The organism is Klebsiella sp. SYXHC3 (assembly GCF_057196925.1).
Genome location: NZ_JBXUNG010000009.1, coordinates 67,860 through 86,714, shown reverse-complemented (window position 1 = coordinate 86,714; position 18,855 = coordinate 67,860). Strand labels below are relative to the sequence as shown.

The 18,855-nt window shown below is 54.8% G+C and carries 14 protein-coding genes; 8 read left to right on the top strand and 6 right to left on the bottom strand.

Going from position 1 to position 18,855, the window contains the following annotated elements; translation table 11 throughout:
• Window positions 1-24 precede the first annotated feature (24 nt).
• Genes AC2CGP_RS19605 through AC2CGP_RS19595 form a run of 3 tightly spaced genes read left to right on the top strand, consistent with a single transcriptional unit; the run spans window position 25 to window position 3,512 of the window.
• Window positions 25-1,545 (top strand): sugar ABC transporter ATP-binding protein, encoded by a 1,521-nt coding sequence (locus tag AC2CGP_RS19605; RefSeq protein WP_032709626.1) that lies wholly within the window; start codon window positions 25-27, stop codon window positions 1,543-1,545.
• Window positions 1,542-2,540 carry an ABC transporter permease subunit gene (locus AC2CGP_RS19600; protein ID WP_015368708.1) on the top strand — a complete coding sequence of 333 codons (999 nt, stop codon included), beginning with the start codon at window positions 1,542-1,544 and terminating at the stop codon, window positions 2,538-2,540. Before AC2CGP_RS19605 ends, AC2CGP_RS19600 begins: the two co-directional genes overlap by 4 nt.
• Window positions 2,541-2,570: 30 nt before the next feature.
• The gene (locus AC2CGP_RS19595) at window positions 2,571-3,512 is read left to right on the top strand and encodes an ABC transporter substrate-binding protein (RefSeq protein ID WP_015368709.1); all 942 of its coding nucleotides are present in this window, start codon (window positions 2,571-2,573) and stop codon (window positions 3,510-3,512) included.
• 32 nt (window positions 3,513-3,544) lie between these two features.
• On the opposite strand, the gene AC2CGP_RS19590 is transcribed toward AC2CGP_RS19595, so the two are convergent.
• Window positions 3,545-4,279 carry a response regulator gene (locus tag AC2CGP_RS19590; RefSeq protein ID WP_015704071.1) on the bottom strand — a complete coding sequence of 245 codons (735 nt, stop codon included), beginning with the start codon at window positions 4,277-4,279 and terminating at the stop codon, window positions 3,545-3,547.
• A 272-nt stretch (window positions 4,280-4,551) separates the two neighbouring features.
• Between AC2CGP_RS19590 and fdhF the strand changes: the two genes are divergently transcribed.
• Both fdhF and AC2CGP_RS19580 read left to right on the top strand, forming a co-directional pair.
• Complete coding sequence (fdhF, locus tag AC2CGP_RS19585) at window positions 4,552-6,699, top strand: formate dehydrogenase subunit alpha (protein ID WP_125992629.1); 2,148 nt, start codon at window positions 4,552-4,554, stop codon at window positions 6,697-6,699.
• Between the two features lie 562 nt (window positions 6,700-7,261).
• Window positions 7,262-7,945, top strand: a complete 684-nt coding sequence (locus tag AC2CGP_RS19580; protein WP_047080200.1) for a tetratricopeptide repeat protein — start codon at window positions 7,262-7,264, stop codon at window positions 7,943-7,945.
• A 35-nt stretch (window positions 7,946-7,980) separates the two neighbouring features.
• On the opposite strand, the gene gltP is transcribed toward AC2CGP_RS19580, so the two are convergent.
• Window positions 7,981-9,291, bottom strand: coding sequence for a glutamate/aspartate:proton symporter GltP (gene gltP / locus AC2CGP_RS19575; protein WP_015368716.1), 1,311 nt, complete (start codon window positions 9,289-9,291; stop codon window positions 7,981-7,983).
• A 414-nt stretch (window positions 9,292-9,705) separates the two neighbouring features.
• Between gltP and acs the strand changes: the two genes are divergently transcribed.
• The 3 genes from acs (at window position 9,706) to actP (ending at window position 13,813) form a co-directional block, all read left to right on the top strand.
• Window positions 9,706-11,664, top strand: a complete 1,959-nt coding sequence (acs, locus tag AC2CGP_RS19570) for an acetate--CoA ligase (RefSeq protein ID WP_015704069.1) — start codon at window positions 9,706-9,708, stop codon at window positions 11,662-11,664.
• A gap of 188 nt (window positions 11,665-11,852) precedes the next feature.
• Complete coding sequence (locus AC2CGP_RS19565) at window positions 11,853-12,167, top strand: DUF485 domain-containing protein (protein WP_015704068.1); 315 nt, start codon at window positions 11,853-11,855, stop codon at window positions 12,165-12,167.
• On the top strand, window positions 12,164-13,813 hold the full coding sequence (gene actP, locus AC2CGP_RS19560) for a cation/acetate symporter ActP (protein WP_015704067.1): 1,650 nt from the start codon (window positions 12,164-12,166) through the stop codon (window positions 13,811-13,813). Before AC2CGP_RS19565 ends, actP begins: the two co-directional genes overlap by 4 nt.
• Before the next feature lie 41 nt (window positions 13,814-13,854).
• Here actP and AC2CGP_RS19555 read toward each other — a convergent pair whose 3' ends face one another.
• From AC2CGP_RS19555 to AC2CGP_RS19540, 4 genes are read right to left on the bottom strand one after another with little or no spacing between them, the layout of a single operon-like run.
• Window positions 13,855-14,946 (bottom strand): type 1 fimbrial protein, encoded by a 1,092-nt coding sequence (locus AC2CGP_RS19555; RefSeq protein WP_045367780.1) that lies wholly within the window; start codon window positions 14,944-14,946, stop codon window positions 13,855-13,857.
• A gap of 21 nt (window positions 14,947-14,967) precedes the next feature.
• Window positions 14,968-15,537 carry a fimbrial protein gene (locus AC2CGP_RS19550; protein WP_015368722.1) on the bottom strand — a complete coding sequence of 190 codons (570 nt, stop codon included), beginning with the start codon at window positions 15,535-15,537 and terminating at the stop codon, window positions 14,968-14,970.
• A gap of 34 nt (window positions 15,538-15,571) precedes the next feature.
• On the bottom strand, window positions 15,572-18,157 hold the full coding sequence (locus AC2CGP_RS19545) for a fimbria/pilus outer membrane usher protein (protein WP_427169345.1): 2,586 nt from the start codon (window positions 18,155-18,157) through the stop codon (window positions 15,572-15,574).
• A complete protein-coding gene (locus AC2CGP_RS19540) occupies window positions 18,111-18,800 on the bottom strand; it encodes a fimbrial assembly chaperone (protein WP_045412667.1) in 690 nt (229 codons plus the stop codon). The genes AC2CGP_RS19545 and AC2CGP_RS19540 overlap by 47 nt, the downstream gene beginning before the upstream one ends.
• Window positions 18,801-18,855 lie beyond the last annotated feature (55 nt).

The window sequence follows — 18,855 nt, the reverse complement described above, 5'->3', positions numbered from 1 at the left end:
GACAACGCAGCCAGGAGAGCAGGCATGCAGGGAACACCGGTGCTATCCATGCGCAACATCGCCAAAGTTTTCGGCAAATTTTATGCGCTGAAAGGGGTGGATCTGACGGTCTGGCCCGGCGAGATCCACGCGCTGATGGGCGAAAACGGCGCGGGAAAAAGTACGTTGATGAAGATCCTCGCCGGCGCCTATACCGCCTCCAGCGGCGAGATCCTGATCGACGGACAACCACAGACGATCAGAGGCCCGAAGGATGCGCTGGCGGCAGGGATTACGCTTATCTATCAGGAGATGCAGCTGGCGCCGAATCTCACCGTCGCGGAAAACATTTTCCTCGGCAGCGAGCTTTCCCGCGGCGGTCTGGTACAGCGTAAAGAGATGGAGTCCCAGGCGCAGGCGGTTATCGACCGGCTCGGCGCGCAGTTCAAAGCCAGCGACCGAGTGATGAAGCTGACTATCGCCGAACAGCAGCAGGTGGAAATCGCCCGCGCGCTGCATCGCAACAGCCGCATTCTGGTGATGGATGAACCTACCGCCGCCCTCTCCTCGCGAGAAACGCAGCGCCTGTTTGAGCTGATTTTACGCCTGCGCGATGAAGGGATGGCAATCATCTATATCAGCCACCGCATGGCCGAAGTGTATGAACTCTCCGACCGGGTCAGCGTGCTGCGCGATGGCCAGTATGTCGGCAGCCTCACCCGCGACCACCTTAGCGCCCCCGAATTAGTGCGCATGATGGTTGGCCGTCCGCTTAGCGATCTGTTCAATAAAGAGCGCGATATCCCGCGCGGCCAGCCGCGCCTGTGGGTGCAGGATCTCAGCGACGGCGGCAAAGTGCATCCCAGCAGCCTGGTGGTGCACGCCGGGGAAATCGTTGGCCTCGCCGGGCTGGTCGGCGCCGGGCGTTCCGAGCTGGCGCAACTGATTTTCGGCGTCCGCAAAGCGACGGGCGGCGTCATTGAAATCGACGGCGAACCGGTGGTTATTCACTCGCCGCGCGAAGCGATTGACCTCGGGATCGGCTTTCTGACCGAAAACCGTAAAGAACAGGGGCTGTTTCTCGAACTGGCGGCGCAGGAGAACATCACCATGGCGACGCTTGAGCGCGACGCCAACTGGGGAATGCTCGACCGGAAGAAGGCGCAAGCCATCTCCGATGACGCCATCCAGCTGCTGAACATCCGCGTCCCGCATGCTCAGGTACGCGCCGGCGGGCTTTCCGGCGGCAATCAGCAAAAGCTGCTGATTTCACGCTGGGTGGCGATCGGCCCGCGCATTCTCATCCTGGATGAACCGACCCGCGGCGTTGACGTCGGCGCCAAAAGCGAGATTTACCGCATCATGAATCAGATGGCCCGCCAGGGCGTCGCCATTTTAATGATCTCCAGCGAATTGCCGGAAATCGTAGGCATGAGCGACCGGGTATACGTGATGCGCGAAGGCGCTATCGCCGGCGAGTTGCAGGTTGGCGAGATCAGTCAGGAAAGCATTATGACGCTGGCGACCGGCGTGAACGATTCTCACCTAAAGGCAGGACAAGCATGAGCATACCGAAAGAGACCTCCGCGCCGGCGGCGAAATCCGCCTCGGCAAAAAAAATGCTGATGGGCGACCTGATGCAAACCGTCGGCATCCTGCCGATTTTAATCCTGATCGTCGCGGTGTTCGGCTTCGTCGCGCCGAACTTCTTTACCGAAAGCAACCTGCTGAATATTACCCGCCAGTCCTCCATCAACATCGTGCTGGCGGCGGGGATGACCTTTATTATTCTTACCGGCGGTATCGATCTGTCGGTGGGGTCAATACTCGGCACCACCGCGGTTGCGGCGATGGTGGTATCGCTCATCCCGCCATTCGCGATGCTGTCGATTCCGGCGGCGCTGATGCTCGGCCTGCTGCTCGGGCTGTTCAACGGCGCGCTGGTGGCCTTCGCCGGACTACCGCCGTTTATTGTCACCCTTGGCACCTACACCGCGCTGCGCGGCGCCGCCTATCTGCTGGCCGACGGCACCACGGTGATTAACTCCGATATTAGTTTTGAATGGATCGGCAATAACTATCTCGGCCCGGTGCCGTGGCTGGTGGTGATAGCGCTGGCGGTCGTGGCGGTGTGCTGGTTTATCCTGCGCCGCACCACCCTCGGTATTCATATTTACGCCGTTGGCGGCAACATGCAGGCGGCGCGGCTGACGGGGATTAAAGTCTGGCTGGTGCTGCTGTTCGTCTACGGCATGAGCGGGCTGCTTTCCGGGCTCGGCGGGGTGATGAGCGCCTCGCGGCTGTACAGCGCCAACGGCAACCTCGGCGTCGGCTATGAGCTGGACGCCATTGCCGCGGTGATCCTCGGCGGCACCAGTTTCGTCGGCGGTATAGGCACCATCACCGGTACGCTGGTGGGGGCGCTGATTATCGCCACCCTCAACAACGGCATGACGCTGATGGGCGTCTCCTACTTCTGGCAATTGGTGATCAAAGGGGCGGTGATCATCATAGCGGTGCTGATCGACAAATACCGTACCCGACACCATCAAAGTGCATAACAACAACATCTTACCTGCGAGGAAAAGCGAATGCGTTTAAAACCGATAGTGACCGCGCTGTGTGCCGGCGCGCTGCTGGCCGCCTCCCCTTTTGCGTCGGCCAAAGATCTACAAGCGATAGGCGTGACGGTGGGCGACCTCGCCAACCCGTTCTTCGTGCAAATCACCAAGGGGGCCGAGCTGGAAGCGCGCAAGCTGGCGGGGGATAAAGTGAAGGTCACGCTGGTGTCGAGCGGCTACGACCTGGGGCAGCAGGTGGCGCAGATCGATAACTTTATCGCCGCCAAAGTCGATATGATCATCCTCAACGCCGCTGATTCAAAAGGTATCGGCCCGGCGGTGAAGCGGGCGAAAGAGGCCGGGATCGTGGTTGTGGCGGTTGACGTCGCCGCCGAAGGCGCCGATGCCACCATCACCTCCGATAATACCCAGGCCGGCGCGATGGCCTGTAAATACATTAGCGATCGCCTGAACAACAAAGGCAACGTGGTGATTATCAACGGGCCGCCGGTTTCCGCGGTGCAGAACCGCGTCGAAGGCTGCGAAACCGAATTCAAAAAACATCCGGATATCAAAATCCTCTCTGCCAACCAGAACGCGAAAGGCAGCCGCGAAGGCGGGCTGGAGGTGATGACGTCGCTGCTGGCGGCGAATCCGAAGATTGACGGCGTGTTCGCGATTAACGATCCGACGGCGATTGGCGCCGATCTGGCGGCGAAACAGGCGCAACGTAATGAGTTCTTTATCGTGGGCGTCGATGGCAGCCCGGACGGCGAAGAGGCGCTGAAGCGTAAGAATTCCCTGTTCGTCGCCACGCCAGCGCAGGACCCGCAGGTCATGGCGGCGAAGGCGGTAGAAATTGGTTATGACATTCTGCAGGGCAAGCCCGCGCCAGCCGCGCCGGTGCTGATCCCGGTGAAAATGATCGATAAAAATAACGTCAGCAGCTACAAGGGCTGGACGGTGAAATAACGCGGCAAAGCGGCGCCGGGTCTCTTTTCGCCCTACGCCGCTTTGTCGTTATGGATAACGTCAGCGGCGAAAACGTAGCCCAGCCCGCGCAGGGTTTTAATCAAGGTGGGCTGATGCGGATTGACCTCAACTTTACGCCGCAGGCGCATGATCAGCACATCGATCGTGCGGTCGAATACCTCCATGCTCTCATTATGGGTCAGCGCCAGCAGCTGTTCACGGTTCAGAACCCGGCGGGCGTTTTGCGCCAGCGCCAGCAACAATCCATACTCCCCCTGGGTTAACGCCACGCTCTGCTGTTGGGGATTAAACAGCTCACAGCGGCGGGTATCCAGCCGCCAGCCGTTAAACAACAGCCCATGCTCCCCGCCCGGCACGAGGCTTTCCGCGCCGATCGCCCCGCTGCGCCGCAGCACCGCCTTTACGCGCGCCACCACTACCCGGGCATTAAACGGTTTGGCGATGTAATCGTCGGCGCCCATTTCCAGCCCGACCACCACATCCGATTCGCTTCCCAGCCCGGAAAGCATTATCACCGGTAGCTCAGGCCGCGTGCGCTGCAGCTGTTGTAACACCAGCAATCCATTGGTATCCGGCAAGATCATATCCAGCAGCACCAGCGCGATATCTGCGCGCCGGGCGACCGTCGCCAGCGCTTCGCCGCCGTTCTGGCAGGCCACCACCTCAAACGCGTGGGCGCCGAGCACGTCGCTCAGCAGCTCGCAGATCGCGACGTCATCATCAATCACTAAAATGACCGGTTTCATGGTTTACCTCTGCCTGGCGGGAATAGTGTCAGTCTGGTCGATTGTGCAAGCGGGCGACGACAAATCCATTTTTCGCTGCCGTTTTTATAATCGGCGTCACATCTCCGGGCTTTTCGTCACGTCAAAACTGACGATGACCTGTTTTTCGTCAGCATTTCGCCCAAAAAAGCCGCGTACTATCCGTTAATACCCACAATGAAAACATGGCATAGAAGATGCATAGTGACGGTCGATTGCGCGTCAGCGCTAATTGATTAACTGGAGCAAAACCGATGAAAAAAGTCGTCACGGTTTGCCCGTATTGCGCATCAGGTTGCAAAATCAACCTGGTGGTCGATAACGGCAAAATCGTCCGGGCTGAGGCGGCGCAGGGGAAAACCAATCAGGGAACCCTGTGTCTGAAAGGCTATTATGGCTGGGACTTCATTAACGATACCCAGATCCTGACCCCGCGTCTCAAAACCCCCATGATCCGTCGCCAGCGTGGCGGCAAACTGGAAGCCGTCTCCTGGGATGAGGCGCTCGATTACGTCGCCACCCGCCTTGGCGCCATTAAAGAAAAATATGGCCCGGACGCGATCCAGACCACCGGCTCCTCCCGCGGGACCGGTAATGAAACCAACTACGTGATGCAAAAATTCGCGCGCGCCGTTATTGGCACCAATAACGTCGACTGCTGCGCTCGCGTCTGACACGGCCCTTCGGTTGCAGGTCTGCACCAGTCGGTCGGTAACGGCGCCATGAGTAACGCCATCACGGAGATTGATAACACCGACCTGGTGTTTATCTTCGGTTACAACCCGGCGGATTCCCACCCTATCGTGGCGAATCACGTCATTAACGCCAAACGCAACGGGGCGAAAATCATCGTCTGCGACCCGCGCAAAATTGAGACCGCGCGCATCGCCGACATGCACATTGCACTGAAGAACGGCTCGAATATCGCGCTGCTCAACGCCATTGGCCACGTCATTATTGAAGAGGATCTGTACGATAAATCCTTCGTCGCCAGCCGTTCCGAAGGCTTCGAGGAGTATCGCAAAATCGTCGAAGGTTATACGCCGGAGTCGGTGGAAGAGATAACCGGCGTCAGCGCTCAGGAGATCCGCGCCTGCGCCCGGATGTACGCCAGCGCCAAATCCGCCGCCATCCTGTGGGGCATGGGCGTCACCCAGTTCTACCAGGGCGTGGAGACCGTGCGCTCGCTGACCAGCCTCGCGATCCTTACCGGCAACCTCGGCAAGCCGAGCGTCGGCGTCAACCCGGTGCGCGGGCAGAACAACGTCCAGGGCGCCTGCGACATGGGCGCACTGCCGGATACCTATCCGGGCTACCAGTACGTTAAGTTCCCGGAAAACCGCGAGAAGTTTGCCAGAGCCTGGGGCGTCGACAGCCTGCCGGAACATACCGGTTATCGCATCAGCGAGCTGCCGCACCGCACCGAACACGGTGAAGTCCGCGCCGCCTACATTATGGGCGAGGATCCGCTGCAGACCGATGCCGAGCTTTCCGCGGTGCGCAAGGCGTTTGAACAGCTGGAACTGGTTATCGTCCAGGATATTTTCATGACCAAAACCGCCGCCGCGGCCGACGTCATCCTGCCGTCCACCTCGTGGGGCGAGCACGAAGGCGTGTATACCGCAGCGGACCGCGGCTTCCAGCGTTTCTTTAAAGCGGTGGAGCCGAAGTGGGACCTGAAAACCGACTGGCAGATTATCAGCGAAATCGCCACCCGGATGGGCTATCCGATGCACTACAACAACACCCAGGAGATCTGGGATGAGTTGCGGCATCTGTGCCCGGACTTCTACGGCGCCACCTATGAGAAAATGGGCGAGTTCGGCTATGTCATGTGGCCATGCCGCGATGAGTCCGACGCCGACCAGGGGACGTCGTATCTGTTTAAAGAGAAGTTCGATACTCCGAACGGGCTGGCGCAGTTCTTCACCTGCGACTGGGTCGCGCCGATCGATAAGCTCACCGACGAGTATCCGATGGTGCTCTCAACGGTGCGCGAGGTCGGCCACTACTCCTGCCGTTCGATGACCGGCAACTGCGCAGCGCTGGCAGCGCTGGCGGATGAACCAGGCTATGCGCAAATCAACACCGCCGACGCCGAACGGTTAGGCATCGAAGATGAAGCGCTGGTGTGGGTCAATTCGCGTAAGGGCCGCATCATCACCCGCGCGCAGGTCAGCGATCGACCGAATAAAGGCGCGGTGTACATGACCTACCAGTGGTGGATCGGCGCCTGTAACGAGCTGGTGTCGGAGAACCTGAGCCCGATAACCAAAACGCCGGAGTACAAGTACTGCGCAGTTAACGTTGAGCGGATTGCCGATCAGCGCGCGGCGGAACAGTACGTGATCGAGGAGTACAACAAGCTGAAAGCCCGCCTGCGCGAAAGCGCGATGGGTTAAGGTTCGGCGGCCTTATCCGATATCCGGGATCCTTCCCCGGTGGCGCTTACGCTTACCGGGGCTACCAACCGAATACCGAATCGTAGCCCGGATAAGGCGCTATGCGCCGCTATCCGGGAATCCTCCCCCGGTGGCGCTTACGCTTACCGGGGCTACCAACCGACTACCGAACCGTAGCCCGGATAAGGCGCCATGCGCCGCCATCCGGGAACCCTCCCCGGTGGCGCTTACGCTTACCGGGGCTACCAACCGACTACCGAACCGTAGCCCGGATAAGGAGCTATGCTCCGCTATCCGGGAACCTCCCCGGTGGCGCTTACGCTTACCGGGGCTACCAACCGAATACCGAACCGTAGCCCGGATAAGGCGCTATGCGCCGCTATCCGGGAACCCTTCCCCGGTGGCGCTTACGCTTACCGAGGCTACCAACCGAATACCGAACCGTAGCCCGGATAAGGCGCTATGCGCCGCTATCCGGGTATTCACCCCGCTAATTCCCGCCATTTTCTTCTTTTCCGCCGCCCTTTATACTGCGGGGGTCTCCCTTACTGATAATAAAAAAATGAAATACCTCTATTTACTGCTGGCGCTGGCAAGCTTCGCCGCAGACGCTGCGGATCCGGGCAGCCAATACCAACAGCAGGCCGAAGCTGGCGACCCACGCGCGCAGTTTTATCTGGCGGACACCTGGGTTAGCTCCGGCAACTATCAACAGGCTGAATACTGGGCGCAGAAAGCGGCGGCGCAGGGCGATGGCGACGCGATGGCGCTGCTGGCTCAGCTTAAAATCCGTAACCCGCAGCAGGCCGACTATCAACAGGCCCGACAGCTAGCGGAAAAATCCGTGCAGGCCGGCAGCAAGGCTGGCGAGATTATCCTCGCCCGCGTGCTGGTCAATCAGCAGGCTGGCCCAACCGATTATGCGCACGCCATCAGGCTGCTGCAGGATGCGGCCAAAGATGAAGAGAGCGACTCAGCCGTCGATGCGCAGATGCTGCTGGGGCTTATCTACGCCAGCGGCGTGCTGCCGCCGGAAGATGACCTCAAGGCCGCGCAATACTTCAAAGGCAGCTCGGCGCTTTCACGCACCGGCTATGCCGAATACTGGGCAGGGATGATGTTCCAGCAGGGAGAGAAAGGTTTTATCGAACCAAACCCGCAAAAAGCGCTGCACTGGCTTAACGTCAGCTGTCAGGAGGGGTTTGATACCGGATGTGAAGAGTTCGACAGGATAACCAAAGGCTAAAAAAAGCCCGGCGCGAATGGCCGGGCTCTGACATCTTATTGGGCGGTTTTATCAAACTTGCCCAGCACTTCGCGTTCATACGCCAGCGCTTTCTTGCGATCAAACTTATGTTCCCACTTGGCGATAACCAGCACCGCCAGCGCGTTGCCGACCACGTTCAGCGCGGTACGCGCCATATCGAGGATACGGTCGACGCCGGCAATAAACGCCAGCCCTTCCAGCGGGATCCCCACGCTACCCAGGGTCGCCAGCAGCACCACGAAGGAGACGCCCGGTACACCCGCGATGCCTTTCGAGGTCACCATCAGCGTCAGCACGAGAGTGATTTCCTGCCACAGGGAGAGGTCGATACCGTACAGTTGGGCGATGAAGATCGCCGCGATGCTCTGATATAGCGTCGAACCATCGAGGTTAAAGGAGTAGCCGGTCGGCACCACGAAGCTGGTGATTGAGGCCGGCGCGCCGTAGGCTTCCATTTTCTCAATGATACGCGGCAGCACGCTCTCGGAGCTCGCCGTGGAATAAGCCAGAATCAGCTCATCTTTAAGGATACGAATCAGGATCCAGATGCTCAGCCCACATACCCGCGCCACGATACCCAGCACCACCAGCGCGAAGAACAGAATCGCGAAGTAAACCAGGATAACCAGCTTAGCCAGCGGCCACAGCGAAGCGAAGCCGAAGGTGGCGACGGTCACCGAGATCAGGGCAAAGACCCCGACCGGCGCATAGCGCATTACCATGTGCGTCACTTTGAACATGGTTTCAGAGATAGAACGGAAAACGGTGACCAGCGGTTCGCGATGGGTCGCCGGCAATGAAGAGAGGCCCAGACCGAACAGCACCGAGAAGAAGATAATCGGCAGCATATCGCCTTTCGCCATCGAGGCGACGATATTGGTCGGCACCAGCGACAGGATAGTCCCCATCAGGCCATGAGCGTGGCTCTGCACCTCTGCGGTGGTGTTCTGATATTTCGAGATATCGACCGCCGCCAGCTGCGACATATCAATGCCGCTGCCCGGTTGGAAGACGTTCGCCAGGGTGATCCCCAGCACAATCGCCACCGTGGTGATCACTTCAAAATAGATGATGGTCTTAGCGCCGATGCGGCCCAGTTGCTTGGCGTCGCCTACACCCGCAATGCCCACCACCAGCGTCGAGATGACAATCGGGACGACAATCATTTTGATCAGGTGGATAAAGATATCGCCTGCCGGGGTCAGGAGGTTAGAGATTAACCAATCACGGCTTTCGGCGTGGTAATGCAGGTAGCTGCCCAGAAGTATGCCAAGCACCAGGGCTAGCAAAATCTGCCAGGCCAGGCTGACTTTTGTTTTTTTCATCACTACTGACTTCCTCAATGAAAGGCGCCATTCCGGGAGGTAATGGCACCCACTGAAAGGGGTATGAATTGTGTTGCGTTGCTTTATGGGGTTATTTAACGCGCAATATCAGTATCATTTGCACGGCATGCTGCGCAAGCCTTTAAGAACAGCGCTTTCCTCTGGTTTTCTGCATAAATCCGCTCATTTCAGCGCATTACATTGCATAAGTATTTGTTATAAAAAATATTTAACACATTCAGTTTCTATAAATACAGCAAATGAATTATTTCACTTCAAAGTTTCATTTGGTTGAATTTCATTCAGTTTAATCAATGCGTGATCTGCCCCCCAAATAGTAAACAAAGCTCATAAAGCCCCTATTCTTAACGGTTATTTGACATATATTTAACAAGTTAAAGGAGAAAAAAAGCCATGAGCCAAATACATAAACACCCTATTCCCGCAGAGATTGCGGAACATTGCCTGATGAATCCGCAACAGTACCAGGTGAACTACCAACAATCCATCACCAACCCCGATGCCTTCTGGGGCGAGCAGGGTAAAATCCTCGATTGGATCAAACCTTACACACAGGTGAAAAATACCTCTTTCGCGCCGGGAAACATCTCCATCAAATGGTATGAAGATGGCACCCTGAACCTCGCGGCCAACTGTCTCGACCGTCATCTGCACGAGCGCGGCGACCAGACCGCTATCATCTGGGAAGGCGACGACGCCAGCCAGAGCAAAAATATCACTTATCGCCAGCTTCATCGCGATGTTTGCCGTTTTGCCAACGTATTGCTCGATCTGGGCATTAAAAAAGGCGATGTCGTTGCAATCTATATGCCGATGGTGCCGGAAGCCGCCGTGGCCATGCTGGCCTGCGCGCGCATCGGCGCTATCCATTCGGTTATCTTCGGCGGCTTTTCGCCGGAAGCGGTTGCCGGACGCATTATCGACTCCAGCGCTCGCCTGGTGATCACCTCTGACGAGGGGTTACGCGCCGGTCGCGCCATCCCGCTGAAGAAAAACGTCGACGATGCGCTGAAAAATCCGCACGTCACCAGCATCGAGCATGTGGTGGTCCTCAAACGCACCGGCGGCAAAATCGACTGGCAGGAAGGTCGCGACCTGTGGTGGAGCGATCTGATTGAAAAAGCGGATGACCAACATGAAGCGGTGGAAATGAACGCCGAAGACCCGCTGTTCATCCTCTATACCTCCGGCTCGACCGGCAAGCCGAAAGGCGTGCTGCACACTACCGGCGGCTACCTGGTGTATGCGGCGACTACCTTCAAATACGTCTTTGATTATCATCCGGGCGATATCTACTGGTGCACCGCCGATGTGGGCTGGGTCACCGGTCACAGCTACCTGCTGTACGGCCCGCTGGCCTGCGGCGCCACCACGCTGATGTTTGAAGGCGTGCCAAACTGGCCGACCCCGGCGCGCATGTGCCAGGTAGTGGATAAACATCAGGTCAATATTCTGTACACCGCGCCGACGGCGATCCGCGCGCTGATGGCGGAGGGCGACAAAGCTATCGAAGGTACCGATCGTTCCTCACTGCGCATCCTCGGCTCGGTCGGCGAGCCGATTAACCCGGAAGCCTGGGAGTGGTACTGGAAGAAGATCGGCAACGAAAAATGCCCGGTGATGGACACCTGGTGGCAGACTGAAACCGGCGGCTTCATGATCACCCCGCTGCCGGGCGCCACCGAACTGAAGGCCGGTTCCGCCACGCGTCCATTCTTCGGCGTCCAGCCGGTACTGGTGGACAACGAAGGGACGCCGCTGGAAGGCGCGACCGAGGGCAACCTGGCGATCGCCGACTCCTGGCCTGGCCAGGCGCGTACCCTGTTTGGCGATCATGAACGCTTCGAGCAGACTTACTTCTCAACCTTTAAAAATATGTACTTTAGCGGCGACGGCGCACGTCGCGACGAAGATGGTTACTACTGGATCACCGGTCGCGTCGATGACGTACTGAACGTCTCCGGCCACCGTCTGGGCACCGCGGAAATTGAATCCGCGCTGGTCTCGCATCCGAAAATCGCCGAAGCGGCGGTGGTCGGTATTCCGCATAACATCAAAGGCCAGGCCATCTACGCTTACGTGACGCTGAATCACGGCGAAGAGCCGACGCCGGAGCTGTATGCCGAAGTACGTAACTGGGTACGCAAAGAGATTGGCCCGCTGGCGACGCCGGATGTACTGCACTGGACTGACTCGTTGCCGAAAACCCGCTCCGGCAAAATCATGCGCCGTATTCTGCGTAAGATTGCCGCTGGCGATACCAGTAATCTCGGGGATACCTCGACGCTGGCCGATCCGGGCGTAGTGGACAAACTGCTCGAAGAGAAGCAGGCCATTGCGATGCCGTCATAACCTTAACCTATTCCCTACCCCCTCTCCCTCTTAGGAGGGAGAGGTTAAAAACATAAACTCCCCCCAAGGATTCTATTCAGCAGGAAAGCGGTAAATCAGCGACGACTCGACGCAATAGCGTCGGGCGAGTCACTGTTGCCGACGGATAGCCGATGGATGACATAAGGGTTACCTCTGGAGACGCGAAGATGAATGAACAAATTTGTCAGCGGATAGAAAATAGTGCGCATTTCAGGGAGTTAGTTGCATCACGGCAACGGTTTGCCGCCATTCTGTCAGTTATTATGTTGGTCATTTACGTAGGCTTTATTTTGCTTATCGCCTTCGCGCCCGGCTGGCTGGGGACGCCTCTGCATGAAGGCACCAGCGTGACCCGCGGCATCCCTATTGGTATCGGCGTCATTATTGTGTCCTTCGTCCTGACCGGGATTTACGTCTGGCGGGCAAACGGCGAATACGACAAGTTGACCAAAAGCGTGATCAGCGAGGTGCAAGCATCATGAAAAAAGTCCTGACGGCGCTTGCCGCCACGCTCCCTTTCGCCGCTAACGCCGCCGATGCCATTACCGGCGCGGTGCAGCGTCAGCCGACCAACTGGCAGGCGATTATCATGTTCGTGATTTTCGTCGCCCTGACGCTGTACATCACTTACTGGGCGTCAAAACGCGTCCGTTCGCGCAGCGATTACTACACCGCTGGCGGCAATATTACCGGCTTCCAGAACGGGCTGGCGATTTCCGGCGACTTTATGTCCGCGGCCTCGTTCCTCGGCATTTCGGCGCTGGTCTACACCTCCGGCTACGATGGACTGATCTATTCGCTCGGCTTCCTTGTCGGCTGGCCGATTATTCTGTTTCTGATCGCCGAACGCCTGCGTAACCTCGGCCGTTACACCTTTGCCGACGTAGCGTCTTACCGCCTGAAGCAGGGGCCGATCCGCACCCTCTCCGCCTGCGGTTCGCTGGTGGTGGTGGCGCTGTATCTGATTGCGCAGATGGTTGGCGCCGGTAAGCTCATCCAGTTGCTGTTCGGCCTCAACTATCACGTGGCGGTGGTGCTGGTCGGCGTGCTGATGGTGTTGTACGTGCTGTTCGGCGGCATGCTCGCCACCACCTGGGTACAGATTATCAAAGCGGTCCTGCTGCTGTTCGGCGCCAGCTTTATGGCCTTTATGGTGATGAAGCACGTCGGCTTCAGCTTCAATAATCTGTTCGCCGAAGCGATGGCGGTGCACCCGAAAGGGGCGGCAATCATGAGCCCCGGCGGGCTGGTGAAAGACCCGATATCGGCGCTGTCGCTGGGTCTTGGCTTGATGTTCGGTACCGCGGGTCTGCCGCATATTCTGATGCGTTTCTTCACCGTGAGCGACGCCAAAGAAGCGCGTAAGAGCGTGTTCTACGCCACCGGTTTCATGGGCTACTTTTATATTCTTACCTTTATCATCGGCTTTGGCGCCATCATGCTGGTGGGAGCGAATCCGGCGTTTAAAGACGCCGCTGGACAGCTTATCGGCGGCAATAATATGGCGGCGGTGCATCTGGCGGATGCCGTCGGCGGTAATCTGTTCCTTGGTTTTATCTCGGCGGTGGCTTTCGCCACGATACTGGCAGTGGTCGCCGGGCTGACGCTGGCGGGAGCATCGGCGGTCTCTCATGACCTGTATGCCAACGTCTTTAAGAAAGGGGCAACCGAACGTGAAGAACTGAAAGTGTCGAAAATTACCGTGCTGATCCTGGGCGTGGTGGCGATTCTGCTGGGTATTTTGTTCGAAAACCAGAATATCGCCTTCATGGTCGGCCTGGCGTTCTCTATCGCCGCCAGCTGTAACTTCCCGATTATCCTGCTGTCGATGTACTGGTCGAAGCTGACCACCCGCGGCGCGATGATCGGTGGCTGGCTCGGCCTGCTGACCGCGGTGATTTTAATGATCCTCGGCCCAACCATTTGGGTGCAGATCCTCGGACACGAGAAAGCGGTCTTCCCGTATGAATACCCGGCGCTGTTCTCCATCGCCATCGCGTTCATCGGCATCTGGCTGTTCTCGATTACCGATAACTCCGCCGAAGGGATGCGCGAGCGCGAGCAGTTCCGCGCTCAGTTCATCCGTTCGCAAACCGGTATCGGTATCGAACGCGGACAGGCGCACTAAGCATATCAGCCTCTTCCTCGCCTTGAGGAAGGGGCTGTGTTTTAGTTATAGGTAAAGGTTATCACCCCGCTCGCATTTGCCGGCCCCGCCGTCACCTCAGCCCCCGTCTTATAATAGTTGGCGGAAAACGATAATGTCTGCATAGCGGTAGCACCGCCGGGGCTATCAGGATGAGTAAAGACGGTATAACCGGCATCCGCGTCGCTATTGGTCACCGTCGTGCGGCTTGAAGAATACAAACTGATATCCGTATTCAACGGTAGCGCCTCGTCATTCAGATTGAGCTGGACGCCAACGCCGGTGGCGACATTGCTATCTGCCGTCAGCGCCATCACCGTGTTATCCGGATTATCACCGCCCGCTTGTGCCGCCGTCACCCGCATCGATACGTTAGTCCCGGGTTCGCAGGAGAGCGTGACCGACTGCCGAGCTGAGCCCACTTTCGTCGCGGTATTAAACGCCGAGGCGCTGACCGTACCCATCTCGAAGTTCAGCCCCGAGCTATTGGTTACACAGCCCATCGGGGTCAGTTGAATCGTGGTGGTGCCGCTAATATGCAGTTGCGAAATCACGATAGTGCCTGTGCTATCTTTCGCAGAAACCGTAGCGATCGGATCGGTCAAAGACAGTTTACTATTTGTCGCTATTGGACCGCCTGTCGCCACTAACTGCAGCTGATAAGCGGGTGAATAACTGGTTGAAGCATAATAATCCAGTACCCCGGAAGGTTTACCAAGATAGTAATTAGCATCACCAATAAAATGCGTCTGATAGTCACTACTGAAATCACCACTATCGCCGTCATATTCCCCGGTAATGTTTAGCCAGACTTTGACTCTCAATCCAACGCCTTGTAACGAGGTGGTATAGATATTATCACCGAGTAAACTACCTGCATTATTTGAGGCCCACTGAAAGAGAGCGTAGATATCTCCTTTACAATTAGTTAGAGCGGTTGACGAATGAGTTATTTTTCCTGAGTCATATAATACTGTTCCGGCTGAGTAATTCCCGGCACTAACTAAAATCTTCTCAGGTAAATTAGTCATGGATATATCACCGTAATTTTCCCCGCCACACCCCCAGCTAAACTCAGTAAACAGGAACAGAGCTAGCCAGATAAATTTTTTCATGCATCCTCCTGCATGTAATAGTTATTTATAGGTGACATCAAAGGTCGCGGTAAATCCCACAATGCCAGCACTAATTTTTCCGTAGGGTGAATACATTCTGGCGATCATGTTAAATGTATGAGCGCCAGCACTATCATCAAACGTATAAACATACCGATCGTTCGGCCCTAATGGCTGGTTATCCGCCTGGCTTAGCAGTTGCATTCCGACACCGCTGGCCCCATCACTACCGGTTTGATAGTTTTTATAAATTGAAGCATGGGCATCATCAAAATAGGAGCCACTGAAGGATAAGGTGACCGTAGAGATTCCCGCGGAGCAGTTACTAAACTCAAGCTTAACCGGCGTGCTTTCCCCACTAGAACCCGCTTTACCGGTAAGCGTTTGATACGACACCGTGCCTAGATCAATGGTGGTAGAGGGTTTTATTTCAACGTTACAGGATGGCTCCTCAATGTTTCCGGAAACATTAAAATTGAGCGTACTTGAATCCTCATAGGCGAAAACTGGTGGCGAAATAACAAACAACCCACAAATTAAATAACCTAATAAACAGATCAAGATACCGCCAATATTTTTAACATCACCCATTATAAAACCCCATTGCTTTGAGCAATTGCATAAATTAATGACACAGTGTTTGATAAAAAATAATCTCCTGGCTTTTTTCTCTACCCGTCAAATCATAGTTTGCGCGGCATTGTTCATTGTCTCCCTCACCCCATTTCACCAGCATGGTTCCTTTTTGCTGAAGCCCTGTCATATAAACCTGCCCGTCATCACCAACAATATTGCTGCGAATATCCTGGCGCCGTTGCGGCTGTTTTTCTAAAGTCACAATGGCGCCGAACGGCGCGACGCCGGTCCGCGTCTTTAAAGTGACTATCGCTTTCGCTCCAATATAAGTATCGTATTGCACTCTCACTATCGCGTTGCGCGTCGGTACCACGTTTTTCACCACATTATCGATCTCCGCACCTGCAATCTGCTGTTCATCCAATGACAGGTTATTAATATGGTACGGCCGAATATATGGCACGATTGCGTAACCTGTGGAATCGGTAGTGACATTGGTTTGTCCGCGTACCGCCACATCACCCACACCGGGCGTGGCAATCAGGGCGGAACTCTCGCCGAGGAATCGGGAAAGCGTGAGTCCACCGGCGTGGGCGATCATGCCCCCGCGTAATGAATAGTTATAATGGTTGCTATAATGGTCATAGCCGTAACCGCCGGAAATATCCCCTCTGGAACTCTGATAATCCACGCCAATATTTCCGGAAGTGCTTTTATTACTGGCGTTATAACCTTGCTGAATATTCCAGTTAAGCGATCGATCCGCCAGCATCATACCGTTCAGTCCTACGCTGTGGGTAGTGTCGCTGGTACGGCCAGAGCTCATGCTGTAGTTAGATGAGAGACTCTCGCCGAGCGGCAGAGACAGCGTTAAAGACACAAGGGTATCGCTGTCAGGTTTAGTCTCGGTACTATTTTCGCTACTTTGCACGTTTCGGTTATATGAGTAATTAATAAAATACGAGACTTTTCCCACAGACCCGCTATAGCCAATACCCAGAGACTCCATTCGCGAACTATCCCAGTAGGTTTCATTGACTAAAGACAGCGACAGAGAACCGTGTCCAAATAGTGATTGCGATATTGAGGCATCAAAGCGCCCTTTTTTCCGACCATTTAAGGTACAACAATCGCGGTCATTTGAGGCATTATCGATAAAATCCTGAAAGGAGTAATATCCCGCAGTAGAATAGCGATAACCCGCAACCGAAAAATTAGTTCCCGTCCGTATAAAGCTCTTACTAAAGCGCAGACGTAAGGATTGTCCTTTTTTTTGCGATAACGTAGAACGGGTTTCGTTTTGTTTAATATCTGCCAATGACTGAGAAGCGTCAAACGACAACGCGCCAATACTGCCTAAGTTAAAACCAGAACCCATTAATATATTAGTATATTTATCTTCAGCCTGTTGCAATCCAGCATATAACGTAATATTGCTTGAAACGCCGTATGCCGCTGTCGACTGGATAAAATTATATTCTTTATCGCCAGAACTGGTCGCGCGCGTTTTTCCGCTACTAAAGACATAGTCCAACTGCCCCTCTCGCTGCAAAATGGCAAGCGACGCATAAGGCACGATAAAATTTTGCTCACTACCATCGGACTCTTTAATATTAACGTTGAGATCGCCTGCGCTCCCCGTTGAATAAAGATCCTTAATCTCGAAGGCCCCGGGGGCAACCGTTGTTTTATAGATACTGTAACCATTCTGATAAACGGTGACCTCAGCGGTAGTACGCGCGATACCTTTAATCGTTGGCGCGAAACCATGCAGACTGTCCGGCAGCATTTCCTTATCAGAGCTTAGTTGCAGACCAGTAAAATTCATACTGTCATATATACCTGATGAGGTATACGTATTACCCAGAACGAATTGGCTTCTCAAGGTATGAATATCGCGAGCAAGATAGCTATACACCGATTGCCAGTGGCTGCCGCCATCGCCATGATCAAACGTGCTATAGTTGCGAAGACGCCACGGCCCCAGATTTATGCCAGGCTGCAAACTCGCAAACTGACTTTCGGTGGCGCTACCGCCGTGCCGCGGTGTATTCCATTGCCCCGACAAACTGTAGTTAAGCAAACCCGCGTTTATTCCTTGCTGCCACTGTTCTTCCGGAACATAGTCTCCAGGGCGATTAAGCAAAGCCGCCTGCGGCACGGAAAGTGCGAGGCGCTGCTGCGATAACGATACGGAGTATTCAAGACCAGGAATAACAGACAGACGGGCACAATGCGTTGCCATATCCGCTAACTGCGGATAACGCTCGGTATTAATCAACCATGATCTTAACAGCTCAACGCCAATGCAGGGTTGAACCTTTATCTGCTGGTTATCCGTGTTTTTTTTAAATTCAACAACCTCGGAAGATATATATTTATCATTAATATAAATATCCATATTATAACTACCGGGAGGAATCGCATCCTGAGATAACCAGGATAAATCCACAGCGGTAGCACTACTTTCAGTCACTTCCAGTAAATGAGGGTTGAAGTATTCTCCGGCTTGCGCGCCAGAACTTAGGGTAGTAACGTATAGCAGAAATGCTACTCCGATATACCCTGGAGTCTGAAACAGAGCAATGCTACTGTATGATTGCGGAATATTTTTTCCCTGCCATGCCATAATCATTAATCACGCTCCATGTGATTTCTTTACTTCCCGCAGAGGATAAAACAGCTTTTGCCGGTATCTTTAACGTAGAAAATGGTGCAACGAACCATATTCCAGATATATTCTGACCGCTAATCTTTATTTGTGAGAAGTTCATATACAATGGTGAATAATTTATAACACTATAAAAATTGCTATCGCGGCGCCATTGTAATTTATCCGCATAGTTTTCTGGTATTTGGCCCTGTAGTTCTTTTGGACGATAAATAAGTTTAATTTTAGAGTTAATGGCAAACTGCACCGTATTTTTATCTGGCACATTGTCCATCGCGGGTATGCCTTTAACATTTAACCAGAGCATAGACTCGCGATCTGTTGGCAATGGTTTCCCTGAGCGCACGATCCGGACAAATCCTTTCTCTCCCGAATTTAATCGAAATAGCGGTGGTGTAATAATAAAAGCGTCTTTTACTGGCGATGACGTATCAACGACAGAAAGCCAGGACTGAACAATATTAGTAGTATTATCTTTATTATCAACACCAACCACCGTACTCTCTTTGGCGCCATCAAATATCACACGAGTCGCACCCACCACCACGCTCGCTTGTGCATTCGAAAAAGTTAGCAATAAGCTAATAAAGAATAAACAATTTCTCATATACCCCTAATAAAGGGGAATCTACACCCAGCTCCCCTTTCTCCGTATAAAATAA

Excerpts from the sequence above, each read along its gene's own strand:
- AC2CGP_RS19605 (WP_032709626.1), top strand. The coding sequence starts at position 25 with ATGCAGGGAACACCGGTGCTATCCATGCGCAACATCGCCAAAGTTTTC.
- AC2CGP_RS19600 (WP_015368708.1), top strand. The coding sequence starts at position 1,542 with ATGAGCATACCGAAAGAGACCTCCGCGCCGGCGGCGAAATCCGCCTCG.
- AC2CGP_RS19595 (WP_015368709.1), top strand. The coding sequence starts at position 2,571 with ATGCGTTTAAAACCGATAGTGACCGCGCTGTGTGCCGGCGCGCTGCTG.
- AC2CGP_RS19590 (WP_015704071.1), bottom strand. The coding sequence starts at position 4,279 with ATGAAACCGGTCATTTTAGTGATTGATGATGACGTCGCGATCTGCGAG.
- AC2CGP_RS19580 (WP_047080200.1), top strand. The coding sequence starts at position 7,262 with ATGAAATACCTCTATTTACTGCTGGCGCTGGCAAGCTTCGCCGCAGAC.
- gltP (WP_015368716.1), bottom strand. The coding sequence starts at position 9,291 with ATGAAAAAAACAAAAGTCAGCCTGGCCTGGCAGATTTTGCTAGCCCTG.
- acs (WP_015704069.1), top strand. The coding sequence starts at position 9,706 with ATGAGCCAAATACATAAACACCCTATTCCCGCAGAGATTGCGGAACAT.
- AC2CGP_RS19565 (WP_015704068.1), top strand. The coding sequence starts at position 11,853 with ATGAATGAACAAATTTGTCAGCGGATAGAAAATAGTGCGCATTTCAGG.
- actP (WP_015704067.1), top strand. The coding sequence starts at position 12,164 with ATGAAAAAAGTCCTGACGGCGCTTGCCGCCACGCTCCCTTTCGCCGCT.
- AC2CGP_RS19555 (WP_045367780.1), bottom strand. The coding sequence starts at position 14,946 with ATGAAAAAATTTATCTGGCTAGCTCTGTTCCTGTTTACTGAGTTTAGC.
- AC2CGP_RS19550 (WP_015368722.1), bottom strand. The coding sequence starts at position 15,537 with ATGGGTGATGTTAAAAATATTGGCGGTATCTTGATCTGTTTATTAGGT.
- AC2CGP_RS19545 (WP_427169345.1), bottom strand. The coding sequence starts at position 18,157 with ATGATTATGGCATGGCAGGGAAAAAATATTCCGCAATCATACAGTAGC.
- AC2CGP_RS19540 (WP_045412667.1), bottom strand. The coding sequence starts at position 18,800 with ATGAGAAATTGTTTATTCTTTATTAGCTTATTGCTAACTTTTTCGAAT.